Annotated in this window: 30 protein-coding genes; 1 reads left to right on the top strand and 29 read right to left on the bottom strand. The window is 52.6% G+C overall.

The window, feature by feature from the left end:
* Positions 1–19: 19 nt before the first annotated feature.
* The 20 genes from hypD to ACH5Y9_RS24295 all read right to left on the bottom strand — a co-directional run bounded on the left by hypD (position 20) and on the right by ACH5Y9_RS24295 (position 14,180).
* A complete protein-coding gene (gene hypD / locus ACH5Y9_RS24390; RefSeq protein ID WP_033159117.1) occupies positions 20–1,129 on the bottom strand; it encodes a hydrogenase formation protein HypD in 1,110 nt (369 codons plus the stop codon).
* Positions 1,126–1,353 (bottom strand): HypC/HybG/HupF family hydrogenase formation chaperone, encoded by a 228-nt coding sequence (locus ACH5Y9_RS24385; RefSeq protein ID WP_033159116.1) that lies wholly within the window; start codon positions 1,351–1,353, stop codon positions 1,126–1,128. Before ACH5Y9_RS24385 ends, hypD begins: the two co-directional genes overlap by 4 nt.
* An 82-nt stretch (positions 1,354–1,435) precedes the next feature.
* A complete protein-coding gene (locus tag ACH5Y9_RS24380; RefSeq protein ID WP_445367907.1) occupies positions 1,436–1,729 on the bottom strand; it encodes a type II toxin-antitoxin system RelE/ParE family toxin in 294 nt (97 codons plus the stop codon).
* Positions 1,726–1,938, bottom strand: coding sequence for an addiction module protein (locus tag ACH5Y9_RS24375; RefSeq protein WP_171697522.1), 213 nt, complete (start codon positions 1,936–1,938; stop codon positions 1,726–1,728). The genes ACH5Y9_RS24380 and ACH5Y9_RS24375 overlap by 4 nt, the downstream gene beginning before the upstream one ends.
* 56 nt (positions 1,939–1,994) lie before the next feature.
* Entirely contained in the window at positions 1,995–2,822 is an 828-nt protein-coding gene (gene hypB, locus ACH5Y9_RS24370) for a hydrogenase nickel incorporation protein HypB (RefSeq protein ID WP_445367906.1), read from the bottom strand.
* A complete protein-coding gene (gene hypA / locus ACH5Y9_RS24365; protein ID WP_445367905.1) occupies positions 2,822–3,163 on the bottom strand; it encodes a hydrogenase maturation nickel metallochaperone HypA in 342 nt (113 codons plus the stop codon). The genes hypB and hypA overlap by 1 nt, the downstream gene beginning before the upstream one ends.
* 78 nt (positions 3,164–3,241) lie before the next feature.
* Positions 3,242–4,396, bottom strand: coding sequence for a nickel-dependent hydrogenase large subunit (locus ACH5Y9_RS24360; protein WP_445367904.1), 1,155 nt, complete (start codon positions 4,394–4,396; stop codon positions 3,242–3,244).
* Positions 4,397–4,858, bottom strand: a complete 462-nt coding sequence (gene hybE / locus ACH5Y9_RS24355; RefSeq protein ID WP_445367903.1) for a [NiFe]-hydrogenase assembly chaperone HybE — start codon at positions 4,856–4,858, stop codon at positions 4,397–4,399.
* Between the two features lie 2 nt (positions 4,859–4,860).
* The gene (locus ACH5Y9_RS24350) at positions 4,861–5,082 is read right to left on the bottom strand and encodes a rubredoxin (protein WP_445367902.1); all 222 of its coding nucleotides are present in this window, start codon (positions 5,080–5,082) and stop codon (positions 4,861–4,863) included.
* On the bottom strand, positions 5,079–5,927 hold the full coding sequence (locus ACH5Y9_RS24345) for a hydrogenase expression/formation protein (RefSeq protein WP_445367901.1): 849 nt from the start codon (positions 5,925–5,927) through the stop codon (positions 5,079–5,081). The genes ACH5Y9_RS24350 and ACH5Y9_RS24345 overlap by 4 nt, the downstream gene beginning before the upstream one ends.
* A gap of 364 nt (positions 5,928–6,291) precedes the next feature.
* Positions 6,292–7,593: a homing endonuclease associated repeat-containing protein gene (locus ACH5Y9_RS24340; protein ID WP_445367900.1), complete on the bottom strand. Its 1,302-nt coding sequence runs from the start codon at positions 7,591–7,593 to the stop codon at positions 6,292–6,294.
* 421 nt (positions 7,594–8,014) lie between these two features.
* Positions 8,015–8,332, bottom strand: coding sequence for a CcdB family protein (locus ACH5Y9_RS24335; protein ID WP_445367899.1), 318 nt, complete (start codon positions 8,330–8,332; stop codon positions 8,015–8,017).
* A gap of 1 nt (position 8,333) precedes the next feature.
* A complete protein-coding gene (locus ACH5Y9_RS24330) occupies positions 8,334–8,573 on the bottom strand; it encodes a type II toxin-antitoxin system CcdA family antitoxin (RefSeq protein ID WP_445367898.1) in 240 nt (79 codons plus the stop codon).
* 267 nt (positions 8,574–8,840) lie between these two features.
* Positions 8,841–9,263, bottom strand: a complete 423-nt coding sequence (locus ACH5Y9_RS24325) for a hydrogenase (RefSeq protein ID WP_445367897.1) — start codon at positions 9,261–9,263, stop codon at positions 8,841–8,843.
* Positions 9,260–9,556, bottom strand: coding sequence for a HypC/HybG/HupF family hydrogenase formation chaperone (locus ACH5Y9_RS24320; protein ID WP_445367896.1), 297 nt, complete (start codon positions 9,554–9,556; stop codon positions 9,260–9,262). Before ACH5Y9_RS24320 ends, ACH5Y9_RS24325 begins: the two co-directional genes overlap by 4 nt.
* Positions 9,556–10,239 (bottom strand): HyaD/HybD family hydrogenase maturation endopeptidase, encoded by a 684-nt coding sequence (locus tag ACH5Y9_RS24315; RefSeq protein WP_445367895.1) that lies wholly within the window; start codon positions 10,237–10,239, stop codon positions 9,556–9,558. Before ACH5Y9_RS24315 ends, ACH5Y9_RS24320 begins: the two co-directional genes overlap by 1 nt.
* A gap of 136 nt (positions 10,240–10,375) precedes the next feature.
* Positions 10,376–11,071, bottom strand: coding sequence for a Ni/Fe-hydrogenase, b-type cytochrome subunit (cybH, locus tag ACH5Y9_RS24310; protein WP_445367894.1), 696 nt, complete (start codon positions 11,069–11,071; stop codon positions 10,376–10,378).
* Positions 11,068–11,283 (bottom strand): hypothetical protein, encoded by a 216-nt coding sequence (locus tag ACH5Y9_RS24305; RefSeq protein WP_445367893.1) that lies wholly within the window; start codon positions 11,281–11,283, stop codon positions 11,068–11,070. Before ACH5Y9_RS24305 ends, cybH begins: the two co-directional genes overlap by 4 nt.
* A gap of 9 nt (positions 11,284–11,292) precedes the next feature.
* A complete protein-coding gene (locus tag ACH5Y9_RS24300; protein ID WP_445367892.1) occupies positions 11,293–13,089 on the bottom strand; it encodes a nickel-dependent hydrogenase large subunit in 1,797 nt (598 codons plus the stop codon).
* On the bottom strand, positions 13,089–14,180 hold the full coding sequence (locus ACH5Y9_RS24295; protein ID WP_192376338.1) for a hydrogenase small subunit: 1,092 nt from the start codon (positions 14,178–14,180) through the stop codon (positions 13,089–13,091). The genes ACH5Y9_RS24300 and ACH5Y9_RS24295 overlap by 1 nt, the downstream gene beginning before the upstream one ends.
* Before the next feature lie 516 nt (positions 14,181–14,696).
* Between ACH5Y9_RS24295 and ACH5Y9_RS24290 the strand changes: the two genes are divergently transcribed.
* Positions 14,697–15,146 (top strand): hypothetical protein, encoded by a 450-nt coding sequence (locus tag ACH5Y9_RS24290; RefSeq protein ID WP_445367891.1) that lies wholly within the window; start codon positions 14,697–14,699, stop codon positions 15,144–15,146.
* 93 nt (positions 15,147–15,239) lie between these two features.
* Here the strand turns inward: ACH5Y9_RS24290 and ACH5Y9_RS24285 are convergent, their stop codons facing one another.
* The 9 genes from ACH5Y9_RS24285 to gcvH all read right to left on the bottom strand — a co-directional run bounded on the left by ACH5Y9_RS24285 (position 15,240) and on the right by gcvH (position 21,044).
* Positions 15,240–15,569: a hypothetical protein gene (locus tag ACH5Y9_RS24285; protein WP_205800421.1), complete on the bottom strand. Its 330-nt coding sequence runs from the start codon at positions 15,567–15,569 to the stop codon at positions 15,240–15,242.
* Between the two features lie 189 nt (positions 15,570–15,758).
* Positions 15,759–16,274, bottom strand: a complete 516-nt coding sequence (locus ACH5Y9_RS24280; protein WP_205451386.1) for a hypothetical protein — start codon at positions 16,272–16,274, stop codon at positions 15,759–15,761.
* Positions 16,275–16,315: 41 nt separating this feature from the next.
* Positions 16,316–16,948 (bottom strand): sulfite oxidase heme-binding subunit YedZ, encoded by a 633-nt coding sequence (locus ACH5Y9_RS24275; RefSeq protein ID WP_445367890.1) that lies wholly within the window; start codon positions 16,946–16,948, stop codon positions 16,316–16,318.
* A 2-nt stretch (positions 16,949–16,950) separates the two neighbouring features.
* Entirely contained in the window at positions 16,951–17,880 is a 930-nt protein-coding gene (msrP, locus tag ACH5Y9_RS24270) for a protein-methionine-sulfoxide reductase catalytic subunit MsrP (RefSeq protein WP_445367889.1), read from the bottom strand.
* Between the two features lie 102 nt (positions 17,881–17,982).
* Complete coding sequence (locus ACH5Y9_RS24265; RefSeq protein WP_445367888.1) at positions 17,983–18,354, bottom strand: hypothetical protein; 372 nt, start codon at positions 18,352–18,354, stop codon at positions 17,983–17,985.
* An 88-nt stretch (positions 18,355–18,442) separates the two neighbouring features.
* Complete coding sequence (gene mazG, locus ACH5Y9_RS24260; protein WP_445367887.1) at positions 18,443–19,258, bottom strand: nucleoside triphosphate pyrophosphohydrolase; 816 nt, start codon at positions 19,256–19,258, stop codon at positions 18,443–18,445.
* The gene (locus tag ACH5Y9_RS24255; protein WP_445367886.1) at positions 19,255–20,187 is read right to left on the bottom strand and encodes a carbohydrate kinase family protein; all 933 of its coding nucleotides are present in this window, start codon (positions 20,185–20,187) and stop codon (positions 19,255–19,257) included. The genes mazG and ACH5Y9_RS24255 overlap by 4 nt, the downstream gene beginning before the upstream one ends.
* A 104-nt stretch (positions 20,188–20,291) precedes the next feature.
* Positions 20,292–20,651 carry a diacylglycerol kinase gene (locus ACH5Y9_RS24250; RefSeq protein WP_445367885.1) on the bottom strand — a complete coding sequence of 120 codons (360 nt, stop codon included), beginning with the start codon at positions 20,649–20,651 and terminating at the stop codon, positions 20,292–20,294.
* A 9-nt stretch (positions 20,652–20,660) separates the two neighbouring features.
* Positions 20,661–21,044, bottom strand: a complete 384-nt coding sequence (gcvH, locus tag ACH5Y9_RS24245) for a glycine cleavage system protein GcvH (protein WP_445367884.1) — start codon at positions 21,042–21,044, stop codon at positions 20,661–20,663.
* Between the last annotated feature and the right edge of the window lie 86 nt (positions 21,045–21,130).

Genomic DNA, 21,130 nt, shown 5'->3' with positions numbered 1-21,130 from the left:
TAAATAGCGCCCGCTTTTCCTAACGTTGCCTCACCCGCCCGTAACTCCAATACGCCGCACAAGCCCCTTCCGACGACACCATACACGAGCCCATCGGGTTTTCCGGGGTGCAGACCGTGCCCAGCAATTTACAATCTTGCGGTTTTTTGGCTCCGCGCAGGATGGCCGGACACTCGCAGCCCTTGACGTCGCTAGCTTGGATAGCCGGCATACGGAAGCGCTGTTCGGCGTCGAACTCAGCATATTCGGCTTTTAGTTTCAACGCGCTATGGGGGATCAACCCCAAACCGCGCCATTCAAAGTGCGGCCGTAACTCGAATATCTCGGCCATCAAGGCTTGGGCTTTGACATTGCCGTCGCGGGTCACTGCCCGGCTGTATTCGTTTTCCACTGTATGCTGACCGGCATTGAGTTGGCGGATCAACATCAAGGCCGATTGCATCACGTCCAGCGGCTCGAAACCGGCGATGACGATGGGCTTGGCGTAATCCTGAGCAAAGGCTTCATAGGGTTTGCTGCCGATCACGCTGCTGACGTGCGACGGGCCGAGAAAGGCGTCGATTTGTACCGGCTCCGGCGCATCCAAAATGGCTTGCATCGCGGCCGGCGTCAGCACATGGTTACAAAACACTGAGAAATTAGTCAGTCCTTCGGCCTGTGCCTGTTTAATGGCAACGGCAGTCGGCGGCGTAGTGGTCTCAAAACCAATCGCAAAAAACACCACTTGCCGGTCCGGGTTATCCCGGGCGATTTTCAAGGCGTCTTGGGTGGAATAAACCATGCGAATATCGCCGCCGGCCGCCTTGGCTTTGAGCAGACTTTGTCTGCCGCCGCCCGGCACCCGCATCAGATCGGCATAAGTGCAGAGGATTACGTTGTGCTGTTCGACCAATTGAATCGCGTTGTCGATGCGTCCCGTTGGCAACACACACACCGGGCAACCGGGGCCGTGAATGAACTCGACATTGCTCGGCATTAAATCCTGCACGCCATAACGAAAAATCGCGTGGGTATGGCCGCCGCAAAACTCCATCAGCCGGTAATGGCGGTCCGGATTGACGGTTTGCGCAATGCTGTTAGCCAGTTGCTGGGCCAGATCGTGCTGACGGAATTCGTCGATGTATTTCATGAGGCGGTTAGACCGGCTTCCGCAAACAAGGCCAAAGTTTTCAGGGCCTCGTCCTCGTCGATTTTATTCAGCGCATAACCGACGTGGACCAGCACATAGTCGCCGACTTTCACATCATCGACCAAGGCCAGCGACACTTCCACTTTGACGTTGTCCACTGACGCCGTCGCCATCTGTGTTGAAAAATCAATGTCGGTAATTTGGGCAGGGAGGGCTAGGCACATAAGCTGATTGTTGATGTTGTAGATTAATTCGGCGCTTGCTTTCGCATCACTTTTTGCATGCGGGCTTCAGGTTGAGACCTTATTACCCAATTCTTTCCATCCAATAATCAGGTTTTCGATGTAAATGCGCTACTGCAATTACGATAACTTTGCCTTCATCAAGGCCGTACAAAACACCATACGGAAAACGTTTTATCAGGCAGCGTCTTATCTCATTGCCAATCAACGTATAGGATTTTGGATACGCGGTAATTCGCCTAATCGCAGCATCGAACTCGTATAAAAACTGTAGACCTAGATTATTTTGCTGTATTTCATACCATTCAAAGGCCTGATCGAGCTCGGCTTGCGCGGCTTCGAGAAATTCAACCTTCATTTATATTTCTGCATAACCGCTTCATAACTGACTGTTTTTAGCTTGCCATCTTTATAGCCTTGCCAACGTTTTTGCGCCTCGTCGCGCCAGACAGCATCGATTTCCGGATTCGGCGCATCCAGATCGGCAAGCAACATCTCTGCTAAACGCAATTTCTCCAATGGCATTAAGTGGCTGATTTGTTGGTAAATTTCTTGACTAGTCGGCATATCCTTTCCTCGAAAATGAAGGTAAACGGTCAGAAAAAATCTTACCGCATAGTGATTTAAGCATACTCAATCCGCTGCAAAGCCATCTCCGCCCTCAGCCAGGTCAGCCAGTTGTCCATGCCTTCGCCGGTCTTGGCCGATAGCGACAAGACCTTGATGCGCGGGTTAACTTGTTTCGCGTACTGGATACATTGCGCGCTGTCGAAATCCAGATACGGCAGCAAATCGGTTTTGTTCAGGATCATCAAATCGGCGGCATGGAACATATCCGGATATTTGATCGGCTTGTCTTCGCCTTCGGTGACCGACAGAATCACCACTTTATGCGCTTCACCCAAGTCAAAAGCCGATGGACAGACGAGATTGCCGACGTTTTCGATGAACAACAAACTGTGCTCGGGCAAATTCAAGCTTTCCAAGCCATGACCGACCCGGTGCGCGTCCAGATGACAGCCCTTACCGGTGTTGATTTGCAAGGCCGGTACGCCGGTGGTGCGAATGCGGTCGGCGTCGCGGGCAGTTTGTTGGTCGCCTTCGATCACCGCGATGCTCAACTCGTCTTTCAAACGCAGAATGGTTTCAGTCAACAGCGTGGTCTTGCCCGAGCCGGGACTGGACACCAAATTCAAAGCCAGCATGCCGCGTTCGCTGAAATAGCGGCGGTTTTCCTCGGCATAGCGATTGTTCTTGGCCAGAATATCCTGCTCGATCTGCACCATCCGCGCCTGGGTCAGACCCGGCGCATGTGAATGTTCTGCAGTATGTTCATGATGATGGTGATGACCATGCTCGTGACTGTGGTGGTGGTGATGAGCATGCTCGTGCTCATGTGATTCCTCGTGCGAGTGGATATGGCCCTCGCCGCAGCCGCATACGCCGCACATTACTCTACCTCCAGTTCTTTAATTCGCATTTGATCGCCATCGACGATCTGTAATTGATGACTGCCGCAGTGCGGACATTCGTCGTATAACTGCCGCACCAGCACCTCGCAGCTGCAGGGCATGCACCACGCCACACCCGGCACGTCGATAATTTCCAAGCGGGCCTGGTCGGCCAGGGAGCCTTGCATCACCACTTCAAAACTAAACTGCATCGCCTCCGGTTCCACACCCGACAAGGTGCCAATCTCCAGCCACACGGTTTTGACTTTAGCAAATTGCTGGGCCTTGGCCTGCTGTTCGATAATCTGTAACACGCTCTCGCAGAGCGACATTTCATGCATGATGGTTGCTCGGTAAATTCAGCCGTAGGGTACGCACCGCGTACCTGTCAAACTGTCGGATGGTACGCGGTGCGTACCCTACTGTTTCTGCAATGTCACCCGATAGGCCACGCAAGGGTCCACCGCATGAATTAACCACTCCGCCTTCCGCCGCAAATCATCGGCATCGGCCGCCTGCAAAGCCATTAAACCCTCTGCCAAGACACCGTCCGGATGAAAATTCCATTCGGTCGGCGCCACGATGCGGTAATCGTACACCCGGCCCTGGTGCAAGGCCAGGCGATGAATCAGTAATCCGCGCGCCGCCTGCACTTGCGCCAAACCAACGCCATCAGCACCATACGCTTGCGGCGAATCAAGCGAAGCCGCCAGTCTCTGCGGGATTGCAGCCACTTCCAGTAACACCGCCACAAATCGCGGCAACAAACCGTTGCCGTACCGGCTACACAAATCCGCGAGCAAGGGCGAGGTTTGCTGACGACTCAACGGCGTCGACTCAAAACAACAGCCCTGCCACTGCGGCGTCCGACAGAAAGCCAAAGGATTTGTGTTTTGCATCTGCCTGTTCAGTTCGGACGGATCCAATGCCGGCAAACCCGCCACCTTGTTATGCCCCAGCGCTGGCCAGTGCTGCCGATACGCGACATTCAACAGACCGGCAGCCAAAGCCGGATTAGCGTTCAGCCAAGCGCCCAATTGCGCTTCATCGTTGATTGCCAAAAATCCGTGCAAACCGCCAGCGAAAATCGCTTGATCGATCAGTCCAGTCAATTCAGCCAGCAAATCCTGTAAACGCACTTCGTCGATTTGCAAAACGCTATTCAGCCTAAAGCCCTCGCCGTTGCTGAACAGGCACGATTTAAACTGCCTATCCAACTTCAACAACCCGGCAACGGCGGCTTTGTCCGCCGTCCAGCCCAACAAAACCGGCCAATCCAATACTATGCGCCAGGCATGTTCGCGCACGGCTTCCAGTTGTAGCAAACACTGCCTGGCAACGTCGGCCTCCGGCTCGGCAGCCAATCCCAACGCGGCACGGCAAGCCAATAACGCGGCATAAGCCTGGGCAGTGCCGCACAAGGAAAACAGCAGCGGCACGGTGTCCAACACCTGCTCCGGTGTTTTGCCGACCAACACCCGCGCCGCTTCGGGCCGGGTCGAGCCTATCTTCACCGCTTCGACCTTGCCGGCACGATGTGTCAGCTCGATATGAATCTCGCCCGCCGGCGTCACTTAAGGCCTTACCAAATTGCCGCGTAACAAATCACGGCGGCTGATCGCGCGTGGCGCCGGGCCAGCCAACAAGGCTTGCAAAGCGCTTTCCGCAGCAACCACTGCCGCTGCTTGATCGGCAAACTGAAACATCGGCGAAAACAACGAACACTGCGCGTATCGCCCCAGTTCCGCTTCGTCGGCAACGGTAAACTCGAAACTGCCATAGGGAAACACCTGTGCAAACTTGCTGCCGGGCGCTTGCGTAAGCCAGGGGCTCTGCCCACCCGGCAACAGCAACAGATTCATAAACCACGGCGTGATCAATACCCCTGCCCAATCGGCGTTGTAGCGGTTAAACCCCAGGGCTCGCACCGCCAATACCGGATTCAGCACCGGCATATCACGCATCCGCGTGGTCAAAATTTGGTTAAACACCGCCTCCAAACATTGTTGAATCTGCTCGCCGTCCTGCCAGGCCATATTCAGTCGTCCAGCACCAAAAAACCTTGCTTAGGCGCGCCGCATTGCGGACAGCTCCAATGCTCCGGCAAGTCGGCAAAGGCCGTACCGGACGGCACTTGCCAAACGGCGTCGCCCTCGGCCGGGTCGTAGACATGCCAGCAAATCTTGCATTCGAGCTTGGCCTCGGGAGGCAAGCGCGAGGCATCGCCTCCATAAGCGCCGGAGAAGAAACCTTCGCTCACAAATACACCTGCAAAATTTCCTGTAAGCGCTGATGGCTGTCGGCAATGTCTTCCGCCGACGCACACGCCACATTCGGCACCTCGCTGACTTCCAGCGTATTCAGGATTAACGTATCCTGCGAATTAAAATATCGTACCCACCAAACGTTGCGGGTGGCGGTAGCGTCGATCCGGCAGTTGCCGTAACCGCGCGACAAAATCGTCACCGTACCTCTGCCCAAGCGTTGCTCCAAAAACGCCAAATCCTGCTCGGTTTGCGGCAGCAAACTCAGGTTGATGATGTGTGCTTCGGTGCCGGGTTGATACTCGGCAATCTTGGCATTCAATTCCGCCAGCAGCGGTGGCGCGTTCATCACGCCGTCAGGCAACGCGCTCATGTCGGTATCGACATGCTTGGCGGCGTCGACGAATGCAGTTTGCAAGATGGCTTGCGGGATGATGCCGACTTCCAATGTATCGGTGACGATTTGTTTTTGCCCGTCCAGGCGTTGCGAACGCCAGACGCCGGCCAGCACCGATTCCTGAATCCGCAGGGTTTGCGCACCCTTACACAGCATGCTGACCTCTCCTTCGCCGAGCAATTCGTCGACGAACTGGCGATTGGTTTGGTCCAGGGCTATCAAGTCTATGGTTTCGCTGGTTGCTGGATACTTTGCCAAATTCTGTTCGAGCTGCTGCAACGCGGTTTTGGCCTGCGCCAGATCGGCCGCATTCAAGTCCACCGAAATCGTCGGCATCCGGTAGGTCGTCATTTCTTCCGGCATCGCCAGATAGTCGAGTTCAACGCCGTCTTCCTCGGCGGGTTGGCTGCCTTGGCCGAAAATTGGAAGAGTTATTGAGGTCATATTTTGGCCATCGTTTCGAGTTGTCTGTTGAATTTACGGGTGTTTGTTTATTTGGTGTCGCTATCGCGGTTTATTTTGATGTCGGGTCTCGGCCCGACAGCCGAAATACTTTCTTTTGCATGGCCAAAAGAAAGTATTCAAAGAAAAGGCCACCCGGTATTCCGCCTTAATCCTGCGCTTCTCGCTTTTGGCGAGGGTTTTCGGAAGGGCCATCCCTGGCCCTCCGAAAACGAGCGGCATCCCTGCCGCTCCCCTGCGGGCTAATCTCGCCAAAAGCTGCGATGCTCGGGGCGGAATAACGGGATCAACCCCGTCTCAACTTTCTAAATTTGATAAAAATAGATGATTGCTGTCCTAACTTAGCTTAATTAATTTCATTTATCTCTCTTAAAAACTCATTCCAAGTTCGAAATTTATTCAAATATGCGGAGAGAGAAAATGTTGAATTTAACTTTATGTCGTTTGCCGATAGCCTTATTTTTCCTAATTCTGCCTTTATTCTGAAATATTCATTAATTAGCTCTTCTTTAGATATATCTGTTCGAAGATTGAGCTTATCTCCGATTGTATTTAGAAATTTATTCCAATTTCCATAACGTCTTTCGTAAACGGACGAAGAGTATTTTCCAAATTCATTCATGTCTTTTTGGGTGAGAGATGTTTTTTTTAATAATTTTTTTAACTTCAGATATTCCATTACTAATTCTTCGTCCGAAATGTTTCGTTTTTGGTATGGCTCTCCTGATTCTTTCAAAAACTCACTCCAGCTTCCCCAAATTCTTTTATAGGAACTCGGTGCAACGCTCCCATGTTTCGACATTTCTGCTGACGATGGGGTATGCCCCAAAAGTTGTTTAACCCTCTTAAATTCAACAATAAAACTATTTTTTGGGATATTGTTCTTTTTATTAACTTTACCTCCTACACTTTCAATTACTTTATTCCAGCTTCCAAAGGATCGTTCAAATGTCGACACAGAAAAGTTTGCATGCTTTGACATTTCACTTCTAGTAGGTACTTTTCCAAGTAATTTCTGCACTCTTCTAAACTCATCCAGTAAAACATCTTTCTTTATACTTTTTTCTTGGGTAACAGGTTCATCAATGCTTTTTAAGAATGAGTTCCAAGATCCCCATCGCCTTCGGTATACAGATGAAGAGTACAAGCCTAAAGACTCCATATCTTCAATCCGAACAGCAGTGCTAAGTTCTTTTTTTAATGAAAAATAGGCATCTATCAATTGATTGTTTGATATTTTAAACTTTGAAATTTCTTCATTACATAAAAAATTTATAAGCTCATTGAAGTTTAAAAAATTGTCATTTAAAAGAGCTTGGAGCTCTTTTCTTCCAAATAATATGCATTTACACTCCAACGCCTGTTTTTTGGCCGCGTTTGTAAATTCTTGATTTGATATAACCATACATGAATCAGCTTTGTAGATAGGCATTGAGGAAAAAACCTCTTGTACAGCTTTATTTCCTACAGGCCTATTATACCTTTTGGCCTGTATACAAAATTTCTTACCGTCTCTGCTTGCAATTAAATCAGCGCCAAAATCCCCTGATAACCGTGTTCTCTCGATAGAATCAAACCCTATTTTATGTAAAATCTTTTCAAGGAAAATCTCAAATTGCTCCCCTGTCAATTTATTTATTGCGTGCATGTCCATATTTTTAATTATATCAATTGATTAGTGAGGTCCGCAGACTGGTTAGAGCAACGCGAAACCCAGCGATATAGGCCCAAGCTGGATTTACACGATCATTCCAACCCAGCCTACCAAAAAACCTTTGATACACACAATAACCGTTGGAGTGAAGTATTCCCGTTATTCCGCCCCGAGCATCGCAGCTTTTGGTGAGATCAGACCCGCAGGGGAGCGGCAGGGATGCCGCTCGTTTTCGGAGGGGCTGGGAAGCCCCTTCCGAAAACCCTCGCCAAAAGCGAGAAGCACAGGAAATAGGCGGAATTCCGGGTGGCCTTTTCTTTGGATACTTTCTTTTGGCCACGCAAAAGAAAGTATTTCGGCCGTCGGGCCGAGACCCGACTTTAAAACACCCGTCGCGATAGCGACACAAAATCAATCAAAACCCCTGAAACAAAAAATCCAACGCTGCCCCAATCTCAAACCGCTGCGCTTCCAACGACATCATCGGTGATTTCAAAATCCGAGCCGGAACAGCTGCCAATTTCGGCGTTTCCAACACACACTCAAGACCATCGACCACCACAATCGGGCTCAAATTAGTGGGTAATTTGACTGCCGGAAAGCGATCAAGCCGGCGGAGCGGTACGACGACTCGGCTGTCCAAAGAATTTAAGACATCGCTTTGCACATCCAGTAGATACGGTACGTCGTCGGACGTTGTACTGCTATTGCGATAAACATCGAAACGCGCCATGTCAGAAAGACCGCCATTCGTCTAGCGGCAAACCGTCTTGCTCAATCGTTTGGTTGTAGGCTGCGATAAACTCGGCATGCTCTTGCTGCCAACGCCTTTCTCTTTCGCCGCGCACCAACTCGCGCAGGTATCGGTCGCAGGCCTGCGAAATATTGATATTCAATGCCTTGGCCTCTGCGAGCACATCGGCAGACAAGGTGATATTGGTGGCTTTCTTTGAGGCGCTGTTCGTGGCTGCCATGATGTTGTCTCCATGAGTAAGGCTTTATTATGCGCATTGTACTCCAACATAAAGACTGTTGGAGTATTGCGCAATAGTGACACCAAATTGTTAAAGAGCCGATGAGATTCCCCCTCACCCTAGCCCTTTCCCGCAGGGAGAGGGTTAACGACCTGTCTTTCTTCAAAACCTTTATTGATCCTGCTCACACAACATACAAGGGAATTAGACCGCTAAATTCTTTAAAGCCTTCGAACGCCGACAGCAAGCACCACCAAAAAAACAAACCTAAGCCTGCCCAACACCACAAACTTTCCCCAGATCAAACCCCGGCGGCTGCCCCGGTTCGGCGGCCAAAATCCGCGCAAACTCCTGCCCGTATTCCGCCCAATCCTTGATCCCGGTAATCACGCCTAAATACTCGCCGCCGCGCAAAAACACCAAGGACGGCCAACTGGTGAAGTGAAATCTGGCCTGCAATTCCCGCTCAATAGATTTATCGATTAGCGCGCCGTGCAAGCGCCCGGCAAAGGCTTTTAACAACTCCGGCAAAATCACTGCCACATCGTGGCTTTCGGGAAACATCACGGGATCGTTGGCAAAGAACAGTACGACGGTGTCATGACCGTGTACGAACAAATCATAACCGTCGGCATCCAGCAGCGGCAGGCCGTGGCGGGTTTGCAGTTGTTCCAACAAGGGCGTGCTCATGTTCTTAAAAACTCCGGCAGTTCGGGTTCGCGATCTACCAAATCGGCAAACAAATGATCGAAGTTGGTTTCGCCTTGCATCGCCAAGCGCATGGCTTCTAAGGCATCGGCGATTTGCGCGGCGCGCTCTGCGGAAATAACTTCCCGTGCCGCATCCAGAAACACCAGCAACCAAGTGCCGGCGACTTGTTCGCCCACCAACATCATGTCGATCAGCGTGGCTTGACCGCGATACGCACACAGCGCGGAATCGCCGCGCGGCTCGATGACTTGCATGGGGATGCCGATGCACATCAGTATTTGCCCCGGTAATCGACATCGACTTGCAGACTGGGCAGGTCGGAAGCGGGAGGCGGTTTCACCTCGAATGCAGCGGATAATACGATGCGCTCATCACCCAAGCGGCAGGCTTGTTCGGGAGAAGGGCGTTCTTGCTCGTAGCGTTGGATATTCAAGATCGGATCGGCCAATACTTGCAGCGTGTCCACGCACTCAGCAACGACGCCGAAGGTTTGCAGATAAGACAGAGCCATTTCAATAGCCGGTTGAATTTGCGCTTTGACGGCGGGTCGTAGGCTGCCGCCGTAGTCTTCCAACTCTTCCGGCTGCACGCCAATCAGCAGTAAATGCTGGGGATATTGACCAAGCATTTGCGCCAGCGCCAAGACTTCCTGAAAACCGGTTTGATGCAGGCTCATTTTCTTGGCGCCGAGAAAATTCGGCACCTCGTCGTTTTCGACCCGCTTCATCGTTGCCGGCGGCAGGCCGTAATCGACCGCGTCGAATACCACCAATACATCCGCCGCCTGCACATGTTCGATCAGATACACGCCCTGCGTACCGCCATCCACCACTTGCACGTTATCCGGGAAACGATAGTGCTTTTGCAGATGCTCAATCACCCGCACGCCAAAGCCTTCGTCGGCCCATAATAGGTTGCCGATGCCGAGTAGCAGGATTTTTGGTAGCTCAATCATGCATTAAAACCACAGTAGTCATACCCGCCGGGAAGCGGGTATCCAGTGCCACGGATGGCAAGCTTCGAAACATCCCTGTAGTCTGGATTTCGGCAATCCCTGCCGGAATGACGGTTTTTTTGAGGAGTATTCATACTCAATGCGCATCATCGACCGGCTTGTCGTCCTTGAAAGTGCGCCAGCCGTTCACTATGGTGGACAGCATGCTTTGTCCGGACAATTTGTCCTCGCGCACTGCGACGTAAATATGAATCAGCACGAAGCAGACGATGAACCACATCACCAGATGATGCCAGGTGTGCACGGTTTGGCTATCGCCAAACAGCGGCAATAGCCAACTGCTGAACAGCGTGTATTGCCAACTGCCTTGGCCCTCGCCTTCGCCGTACAAGGCAAAGCCGGTGAAGATCATGAACAGAGAGCCCCACACCAACACAAAGTGCATCGCCAAAATTGCCAGCGGGTTGTGACCGATGTAGTGGCGCGGCGACTTGGTCAGAAAGGAATACCACAGCACTTCTTGCAAAACGCCATCCCAAAAATGCGCTTGCAGCAAGGGCGGCAGAAAAATCTGCCGGGCATGTTCGTTGCCGGCAAACGCCCAGTACAAGCGCCCCAGTAAACCAATCGCTAATACATAGCCCGCCGCAAAATGCGCGAAGCGGATATAGCCCATCAGATAATGCTCGCTAGCTTCGCCAACTGGAGAAGGCAGCGGCGATGCGATCAGATAACCGCTGACCGCCAACACTGTGATCGCCAGCGCGTTAACAACGTGCCAGAGTCTGACCGGCAGTTCGTAAACATAAACCGGAGCCAAGGGCGCGCTCATAAAGGTCTCCGCCACCGACTAGCCCAGCAGACTGCGATGACAGCCAGCACCAGTAATATTAACGTGCCGCCCAGGGCATAAGGCATAGACAAGCCTTGGATAAAAAACAGATGTTCCATAGCATGGGTCAGACTATCTATACCGGGATGACTGTGGGCTTGGGCATTGCCGGCCAGCGCCAGCAGAAACAGAAGCGAAAACAAATTTTTCATGGCTATTCCTTATCTGACTTGGACGCGGGTTAATTCGGTACCGTCCGGACTGATGACGTGAGTCGAGCAGGCCAGGCACGGATCGAAACTATGCAGCGTGCGCAAAATTTCCACGGGTTCGTCCGGCACCTCGACTTTGGTGTTCATCAGCGAAGCCTCGAACGCGCCGATATTGCCTTGCTCGTCGCGCGGAGAACCGTTCCAGGTAGTTGGCACCACGCATTGGTAGTTGGCGATTTTGGTGTCTTCGATTTTCAGCCAGTGGCCCAAGGCACCGCGCGGCGCTTCGGTGAAACCCACACCTTTGACGCTGCTCGGCCAGGTTTCCGGGTCCCAACGCTCGACATTAGCCGTGCTTAAATCGCCGGTTTTCAGATTGGTGATTAGTTTGTCCATGAAATAACGCATCTTGCCGGCGGCCCATTGCGCTTCCAAGCCGCGTGCGGCGGTTCTGCCCAAAGTCGAAAACAAGGCACTGACCGGCACGTCCAGGGTTTTCAGGACAAAATTGATTTGCTCGGTAATTTCCTTGTTGCCTTGCGCATAGCCAATCACGTAACGAGCCAGCGGCCCGACTTCCATGGCGTGTCCGCGCCAACGCGGCGCTTTGATCCAGGAGTATTTGGCGCTTTCGTCGAGTTCCTGAATGTTGGTGCGGTCACCCTTGGTTTTGGAGCCGATTTTATAGTTCGGCTCGGTGATACCGTCATAAGGATGCAAACCCAGCGCTTCGTCCGGATATTTGTACCAGGAGTGGGGCACGAATTCCTTGATCTGCTCAGGGTCGGTCAAATCGACTTCGTGGACTTTGGTCAAATCGCCATTGATGATCGCGCCGCGCGGCATTAACAGGTTGGCGGCGGAATAGTCGTTGGCCTTGTCCGGGATGTCGCCGTAAGACAACATGCTGGCGCCTGACAAACCGCCGCCATATAGCCAGCCTTTGTAGAACTGAGCAATCGCCAGTAAATCAGGAATATAAACCTGATCGATAAAGGTGATGGTGCGATCAATGATGGAGGACACCAGATTCAGCCGTTCCATATTAATGGCGCCGACCGCGCCGACACCGTCCAGATTGATCGCGCACGGCACGCCGCCGACCAGCCAGTTCGGATGCGGATCCTTGCCGCCGAACACCGTGCGGATTTTCATGATGTCTTTTTGAAAATCCAGCGCTTCCAGATAATGGGTTACCGCCAGCAAGTCGGCTTCCGGCGGCAACAAATAGGCCGGATTGGTCCAGTAACCGTTCTTGAACGGGCCGAGCTGACCGGATTCGACAAACTTTTTCAGGCGGTTTTGTGTGTCGCGAAAATAGCCAGATGAGGATTTGGGGTTGCTCGGTGAAATCTGTTGCTGCAAAGCTGAGGTCGCCACCGGATCGGCCTTCAGAGCATTGACCGGATTCACCCAATCTAAGGCATGCAGATGATAGAAATGCACCAAGTGATCGTGCGCCTGCAAACTAAGTTGCATGATGTTGCGGATCGAGTTGGCGTTTTCCGGGATCTTTATTTTCAAGGCATCTTCGACAGCCCTCACCGAGGTCAATGCGTGGGTACCGGTGCAGACGCCGCAGATGCGTTGCACGAAGGCCCAGGCGTCGCGCGGATCGCGGCCTTTTAAAATCACTTCCAGCCCGCGCCACATGGTGCCGCTGGAGATGGCGTTACGGATGATGTTGTCGTCGTCGATATTGACTTCGCAGCGCATGTGGCCTTCGATGCGCGTGACCGGATCGACCACCACGCGGCGGCCGGCATCGTTTAAGTTAAAACCGTTGGGGGTATTTCTGACTGTCATTATTGCTGCGCTCCTGGTTGTTTATCCCCGGCTTGTTTGGCGTTATTTAAAGCCGTCAAACCGGCATGCGCGGCGACGCCGGCACCCACAATCGCGGCGGCGGTGCCGCCGACCACATCGGCGTTAGCTTCGATACCGAATTGATTGATGCCGGTAAGGCGGTCGTAAAAGCTGCCTTTATCCCAGAAACCATCCTCGGAACAACCGATACAGCCGTGGCCGGATTGAATCGGAAAGGAGGTGCCTTCGTTCCATTTCACCGTGGAGCAGGCGTTATAAGTAGTCGGGCCTTTGCAGCCCATTTTGTAAAGGCAGTGGCCTTGACGGGCGGCTTCGTCGTCCCATTGCTCAACGAACTGGCCGGCGTCGAAATGCGGCCTTCTATAGCATTTGTCGTGGATGCGTTGGCTATAGAACATTTGCGGCCGGCCTTGTTTGTCCAGGGTCGGCAGCTTGTCGAACGTTAATAGATAAGCCACCACCGCCGTCATCACTTCCGCAATCGGTGGGCAACCAGGCACCTTAATAATCGGTTTGTCAGCTAAACCGGGGACTTTGTGTACCGGTGTGGCGCGAGTCGGATTGGGCTTGGCGGCTTGAACGCAACCCCAGGAGGCGCATGAACCCCAGGAGATAATAGCTTTGCAACTTTCAGCAGCGTATTTGAGTTGCTCAACGAAGGGCTTGCCGCCAATTATGCAATACATGCCGTCTTCGGCCAACGGCGGATTGCCCTCCACGGCCAGGATGTAATTGCCTTTATATTTTTCGACGATCTCGGTAACGATGGCTTCGGCGTTATGACCGGCAGCGGCCATGATGGTGTCGTCGTAATCCAGCGACAACATCGACAAGATAACGTCTTTCGCTAAGGGGTGGCCGGAGCGGATGAAGGATTCAGAGCAGCAAGTGCATTCCAGGCCGTGCAGCCACAGCACCGGAATCCGGGGTTTGGTTTCCATCGCATGGGCGATTTTCGGCGCAAATGCTGGAGACAAGCCCAGCGAGGCAGCCGTTAAACTGCAGAATTTCAGAAAACTGCGGCGGGTGATGCCTTGCCTGCGCATCACGTCGTAAAAGGTTTCGATCATGGATACTCCAGTCGTCGTTATGGCTAATCGAAGTGACTGGCTTGACGACACCAAGCGAGCCTGGGCGTTGATTGTTGTTATCCAGTGGCTTCAACAGCAAGTTTTCAAAGCCGCCCCCGCAGCTGTTCCGACCGAGCTACTCCCGGACGGTTGAAAACGTTTGGTTGTTATTATTTGGACGACAACATCCTGCTCGTTTAAGACCGGCGTTGCCCCGCCATCCCTGAGCAACATCCATGCCGATCAGCGGGTAGCGCTAAAACCTTTAAGATCGTGAGACATTTAGCATTTAACCTTGCTCTACTTCTGTCTGCTAAGCAACAAAGCTCACAAAACCACGCGAAAATTGCCGGAAATACTACATTGAGGTTGAGTTAAGAATGGCGTCGAAAAACCTCTCCGCACTTGGTTGACAGGTCTGAGGAGGGGCGGCTACAGTGAATAACCGCCCGCAAAGCCTTCGCGAACTGGATTAACCCAAAATAATTTAGCTGAAACAACGCCAGGAGCCCCCTTATGAACCGCTTTATCATGCTCATGTTACTGACTTTATGTAACACCCATGTCTTGGCCGATTGGGACCCGGAACTGGAAGCGCAAGAACAAGCACAGCGGGAGGCCACGCAGCGCGCCGAACAAGCCAGAGAACGCGAGGCGCAAAAAATGGTCGACGAGGCCAACGCCAAAGGCAATCGGGAAATGATGGACAGCAAGCGCAAAAACCTCGGCGCAGCGGCCAAGGGTAAATCGGATGCGGAAGTGAATCGTTTGTACGACGCCAAGATCAAACAAACCACAGACGAGGCCAATCGCTTGGCTCAGGAAGCTCGCAGTGCGCTTAGCCAAGGCCAAGGCGCAGCGGCGGTAAAACAAGTAACCGGCAAAAGCCTGCAGGAATTGGAAAATATGTCCGATGAAGAAGCCGAGGCCCTGTCTCGGGAATTGGAAAAGAAATACGGGCAATGAGGAAAGTGCCTCGCGCCCGCCGTTCGGATAAATAATCCCTAGCCTAGAGATTCATCCGTTCACACTCCCGGCAAAGGAACTGCCGGCCCTGGCTTATTCGCCGTCTATTTCTTGTTCCAGCAAGGTCCGCAGACCGGCCGGCATTTCCAGGGTTTCCGGATCCCAGCCTTCCAGCTCCAGCACATCTTTCAGGCATTCTTCCATGATCAAATGGGCTTGTTGCGTGGCATCGGCAATCCGTTGATGCACCCTGGTTTGCACCTCGCTGCCGCTGCGCTCTGAACAATGGGCTTGGTAATCAAACAGTTTACGCAAGCTATCGATCTGTCCGCCCACTTGCGACGGGCAGGAACACATGTACAAAATCCCCTGGACGTTGATACGTTTGAGTTGTTGATTGCTAAATTGGGTTTCCAGTTTCATGATGCGAGCTCTCGATTTTCTCGTTTATTATAATTATCGGGTTGGCGCCAACCCTGGCTCTAATTCTTTTCCGCCAAATACGCCGCTAAGCTTCGACCGGCGGCATAGGCTATCAAGGCCAAGGCCAGTTATCAACTTTAGGCAGATTCGTTACGCGCCAAGAGGCAAATTTTAACAATCAATCCAAGATCAAGCCGGCGCTAAGCCACCGCTGATCAATTGCCGGGTACGGGCATAGGTTTCCTGAATGATTAAGGCATCGGTGCTGGCTCGATGCCGCATCAAGGCCATATCCTGCATCACTTGCCGTTTGGTTTGGCTCCAGATGTCCATTTGCGCTTCTTTTAATATCATTTCCAACGCGCTGAGATAAAAACCCGGCTGTACGCCGCAGCGGAAGAACAAGCGAGATAACCATGGCTTATCGACCACCCAGCCATCGCTATACACCGTTTTACCGGCTAAAAAATCATTCAATTCGCTGGCCACCAGGGCGACGGGTTTTCCATAATTGATTAAGATCTCCCGACTGAGGCCATGCACGCACTCAGCCTGCGCATCCCAGTGAGTCCAATCGCTGGCAGGCTTGATCAGCGCGCAATATTTTTGCCCGTTGCCCAACACCACGCCCACTTCGATAGGATAACTATCGAAGCCAAACCCGGAGGCTTCAAAATCGATGACATTGGGTCTGATGGTTTGCAACTGAGCATCCCTTTGCAAATCTTAAAACGTGTAAGCCTAGCCTAAATCGACGAATAAGATCGACGTAAACGGACGGATTTAATTTTATAAAACCAGCGTAAAACCAGTAACAAAACCAGTATGCCGCCGAACAGCAAGGGCCGGCTCAGATCCTTTTTGACTAGCCAGGCAAAATGCACCACGCCGGCCGCGGCAATCGGGTAAACCAAACCGTGCAAGCGTTTCCAGTTTTTGCCGCCGAGTCGGCGCTGCATGGCGTTGGTAGAGGTTACCGCCAGCGGAATCAGTAGCACAAACGCCGCAAAACCGACTGTGATATAGGGTCGCTTGAGAATGTCCTTGGCAATTGCCGGCCAATCGAAAAACTGGTCCAAAACCAAATACGTCGAAAAATGCAGGCAAGCATAAAAAAATGCAAACAAGCCCAGCATACGCCTGAGCCGGACCAGCCAATTTGCGCCGCTCAGCTGCCGGAGGGGCGTGACGCCGAGACTGATCAACAAAAACGTCAAGGTCCAATAACCGGTTTTGTGGGTGATTTTTTCGATGGGATTAGCACCCAATTGGTCTTGCCAGGCCGCCGTCAGCAATAACCCCAGGGGCAGCAAAGCCGCCAAAAACACCAGCAGTTTTAGACGCCGCAGGTGAGTATCGTCAAGCGCTTTCCAATTCACAGTCAAAAGTTTTTAGTCAAATCCATCCCGGCATACAAACCGGCGACTTGCTCGGCATAGCCATTGAACGGCAAGGTCGGCCGTTTTAGAAACTCGCCCAAGCGGCGCTCCTTGGCTTGGCTCCAGCGTGGGTGATCGACTGCCGGGTTGACGTTGGCGTAAAAGCCGTATTCGCTGGGGCCGGCTTGCATCCAACTGGTGGTCGGCTGCTGCTTGAGCAAGCGAATTTTGACGATGGATTTGGCGCTTTTGAAACCGTATTTCCACGGCACCACCATTCTGACCGGTGCGCCGTTTTGATTGGGCAAGACTTCGCCGTACAAACCAAAAGTCAGCAAAGCCAAGGGATGCATGGCTTCATCGATGCGCAGGCCTTCCCGGTACGGCCACTCCAATACCGCCCGCCGTTGACCGGGCATTTGCTCGGGGTCGTGCAGGCTGACGAATTCCACATAACGCGCATCGCTAGTCGGTTCCACTTGTTTCAACAGCTCCGCTAACGGATAACCCAACCAGGGGATGACCATCGACCAAGCCTCCACGCAACGCAGGCGATAAATACGCTCCTGCATCGGCGCCAATTTCAGCAAATCCTCTATGGCAAATTGTTTGGGTTTGCGGACCTCTCCTTCGACACTCACCGTCCAGGGCCGGGTTTTCAAGCGTCCGGCCATTTTGGCCGGACCTTCCTTGCTGGTGTCGAATTCGTAAAAATTATTGTATTGGCTGACATCTTCCAGAGGCGTCAATTTATCGGTCAGACCATAGGCTTCGGAGAGGCTGCTTGCCAGCTTTTCGCCGCTGAAAGCAGCGCTGGCAAGTAAGGCGGTAGAGCCGCCGAGCGCCAATTGCATGAAATGCCGGCGCTGGTAAAACAGCTCGCGGGGCGTGATTTCGGAAGCGGGAATTTTGGGGATGCCGGGAAGTTTCATGGTGACGCCTCTTGAAAAGTTTAGAACCACTCGACCGTAAACCGGGCCGGCAGTTCCGCTTGCGGCAAAATCAGGCCATGGGCTTTGCTATAGCCATCCGCTCTATTTGTGCGGCTTTTTCTTGCTGTCCGACTTTTTGGCTGCCGCCTTTTTTGTGGCAGTCTTTTTTGCGGACTTACCGGGCTTGGCGACTTTTTTATGCGCGGATTGCTGCGGCTTTTCCTCCGCTGTAAGTTTCGCGGCCTCAGTTTGCGCAGACTGATCTGCCAGGTCCGCGCTATCCGGCGGCAAATCCGGCATCGGCAATGCGGCCGCGTCGTTGCCATCATCGACGGCTGACCGGTCGCAGTCGGGTAAATCTTGGTCTTCAGGCGAGCAAATGACTCGATAGATAATTTTCCGGTCGTCGTTTTTACCAGTTTTAGGCTCTAACGGCTTAACAACCGGAGCGGTGTCGTCCGAGATTGTGCCCAATAATTCGGCCGCGGCTGTTTCACTGTATGCCCAAACGCTAAAAAGCAAACTGAGGTGTATTAGGCGACTGACATCGCTCCTACGCAAACTAGCCATGGGGCTGCAATTGCTTTAAATGACGTTTGGCTGCGTCCCATAAGCCATCCAGTTCCGCCAATTCGCAATCGCGCAGCTCTCGGCCGGAAGCTTCCACTTGCTTTTCGATGTAATTGAAGCGGCGGGTGAATTTTTTAGTGGCCTCGCGCAAGGCGATTTCCGGATTGACTTTCAGGTGCCGGGCCAGGTTGACAACCACCAGCAGCAAATCGCCAATTTCTTCCTGAATATGCGCTTGATCGCCGGACTGCCAAGCTTCGTGGACTTCCTGCAACTCCTCGCGCACTTTGTCGAACACGGGCTCGATGTCCGGCCAATCGAAACCGTGGCTGGCCGCGCGGTTCTGAATTTTCTCGCATTGCACCAGGGCCGGCAGGCTTTGCGCGACGCCGGCCAACACACTTTCGGTGTGCGGCGCAGGCTGTTTCAAGCGGCGTTCTTGCGCCTTGGCCTCGTCCCAGGCTTGCTGGCGCTGCTCATCGGTATCGAATTTAACATCGGCAAACACATGCGGATGCCGGCTGACTAATTTTTCGCCTATCGCCGCCGCCACCTGCTCGAAATCGAACAAACCGCGCTCATCGGCAATTTGCGAATGAAATACGACTTGCAGCAAAAGATCGCCCAATTCGCCACGTAAATCGTCGAAATCGTTACGTTCGATGGCGTCGGCCACCTCATAGGCTTCTTCGATGGTGTAAGGAATCAGGCTATGGAAATCCTGCTTGACGTCCCAGGCGCAACCCGTCTTCGGGTCGCGCAAGCGGGCCATCAACGCCAGCAATTCCTGGGTTTTAGTCAAACTCAAAATGTGGAACCGAAGGTATCCTGATAGCGTTTTTTGAACTCCGCCATCGTAAAGGTGTGGTTTTGGGTGCCGTTGTGCTCGATTTTGATCGCGCCCAACAATGAAGCGATCCGACCGGTGACATCCCAATCGTAATCGTTGATCAAACCGTACAGCAGACCGGCGCGGTAGGCGTCGCCGCAACCGGTGGGATCCAGCACTTGTTTAGGCTTGGCGGGCGGAATGTCGATCACTTCGCCGCGCGTGTATACCTTGGAACCGTTGCCGCCCAGGGTGATGATCAAGGCGTTGACTTTTTCGGCAATTTGCTCCAGCGTCAGACCGGTGCGCTGCTGCATCAACTCCGACTCGTAGTCGTTAAAGGTGGCGTAATTAGCCAGTTCCAGAAACGCCAACAACTCGTCGCCATCAAACATCGGCATGCCTTGGCCGGGATCGAAAATAAACGGAATGCCTTGCTCGGCGAATTGCTGGGCGTGCTCTTGCATGCCTTGCTTACCGTCCGGGGAGACGATACCAATGGTAATGCCCGAGTCAGACGGCACGGTATTTAAATGCGAAAAACTCATGGCACCGGGATGGAAAGCTGTGATTTGGTTATCGTCTACATCGGTGGTGATATAGGCTTGACCGGTGTAATGATCGTCCAGCACCTTGATATAACGGCTGGAAATGCCGCATTGGCTCAGCCATTGCGCGTAGGGTTCGAAATCGTGGCCGACGGTCGCCATGATAGACGGCTCTTCCTGCAACAATTTCAGGTTATAAGCAATGTTACCGGCGCAACCGCCGTATTCGCGGCGCAAGGCCGGCACCAGGAAAGACACATTAAGCATGTGTACTTTCTCTGGCAGGATGTGATGTTTAAATTTGTCGTGAAACACCATGATGGTGTCGTAGGCCATGGAGCCACAGATCAATGCACTCATTATTATCCTTGTTTGACGATTTCAGCCGCCCTAAGGTAACGGATGTTTGAAACAGGCACAAGACGAAAGCCACAAAATCAGCCGCTCGTCTTCGTCTTTACCGCTTACCAAAGAATCAACGCCCAGGTCACGCCGGCCCAAATCAAGGACAACATGACAGCCGCCGAACCTATATCCTTGGCGCGTCCGGATAACTCGTGATGCTCGAAACCGACCCTGTCCACGACCGCTTCTACCGCGGAATTCAGCAACTCCACCAGCAACACCAAAACCACGCTGCCGATTAACAAGACTTTTTCGACAGCGGTTTGCCCCAACCAGATCGCCAGCGGCGTTGTGAACACGAACAAGGCCACTTCCTGGCGAAACGCTTCCTCGTGCTGCCAGGTGGCCTTAAAGCCGGCGACCGAAAAAAAGCAGGCATTAATCAGCCGCTTAAATCCCTTTGCATTTTGATTTGCCATTGCTTATTCCTACTCCTCGATCAGGGTCCGATAGGCATCGGCATCCAATAATTGTTCCAGTTCCGCCGGGTTATCGGCTTGGATGGCAAACAGCCAGGTTTGATACGCGCCGTCGTTTACCAACTCCGGCTCGTCCGTCACCGCTTCGTTGACTTCAACCACGCTGCCACTGACCGGGCTGAACAAATCGGAAGCGGTTTTTACCGATTCCACCACTGCCAGTTGTTCGCCCGCTTTTACGACCCGACCCACATCCGGCAAGCCGATAAAAACGATGTCGCCCAACTCAGACTGCGCGAAGTCGGTGATACCGACGCGCACGACATTGCCGTCTTCCAGCTTGGCCCATTCATGGGTTTGTGCATATTTCAAATTTTCAGGTGTTTCACTCATTTGCATTTCCCTCAAGCCGTCACAGTAATCCGCAAGGATAACCGGCTATTTTTTTAACACAACAAAAAATTACAGACGCCAGCCCA

Source organism: Methylomonas sp. BW4-1 (genome assembly GCF_052474385.1).
The sequence above is the reverse complement of the archived record's forward strand: the minus strand, read 5'-3'. Positions and strand labels throughout refer to the sequence as shown.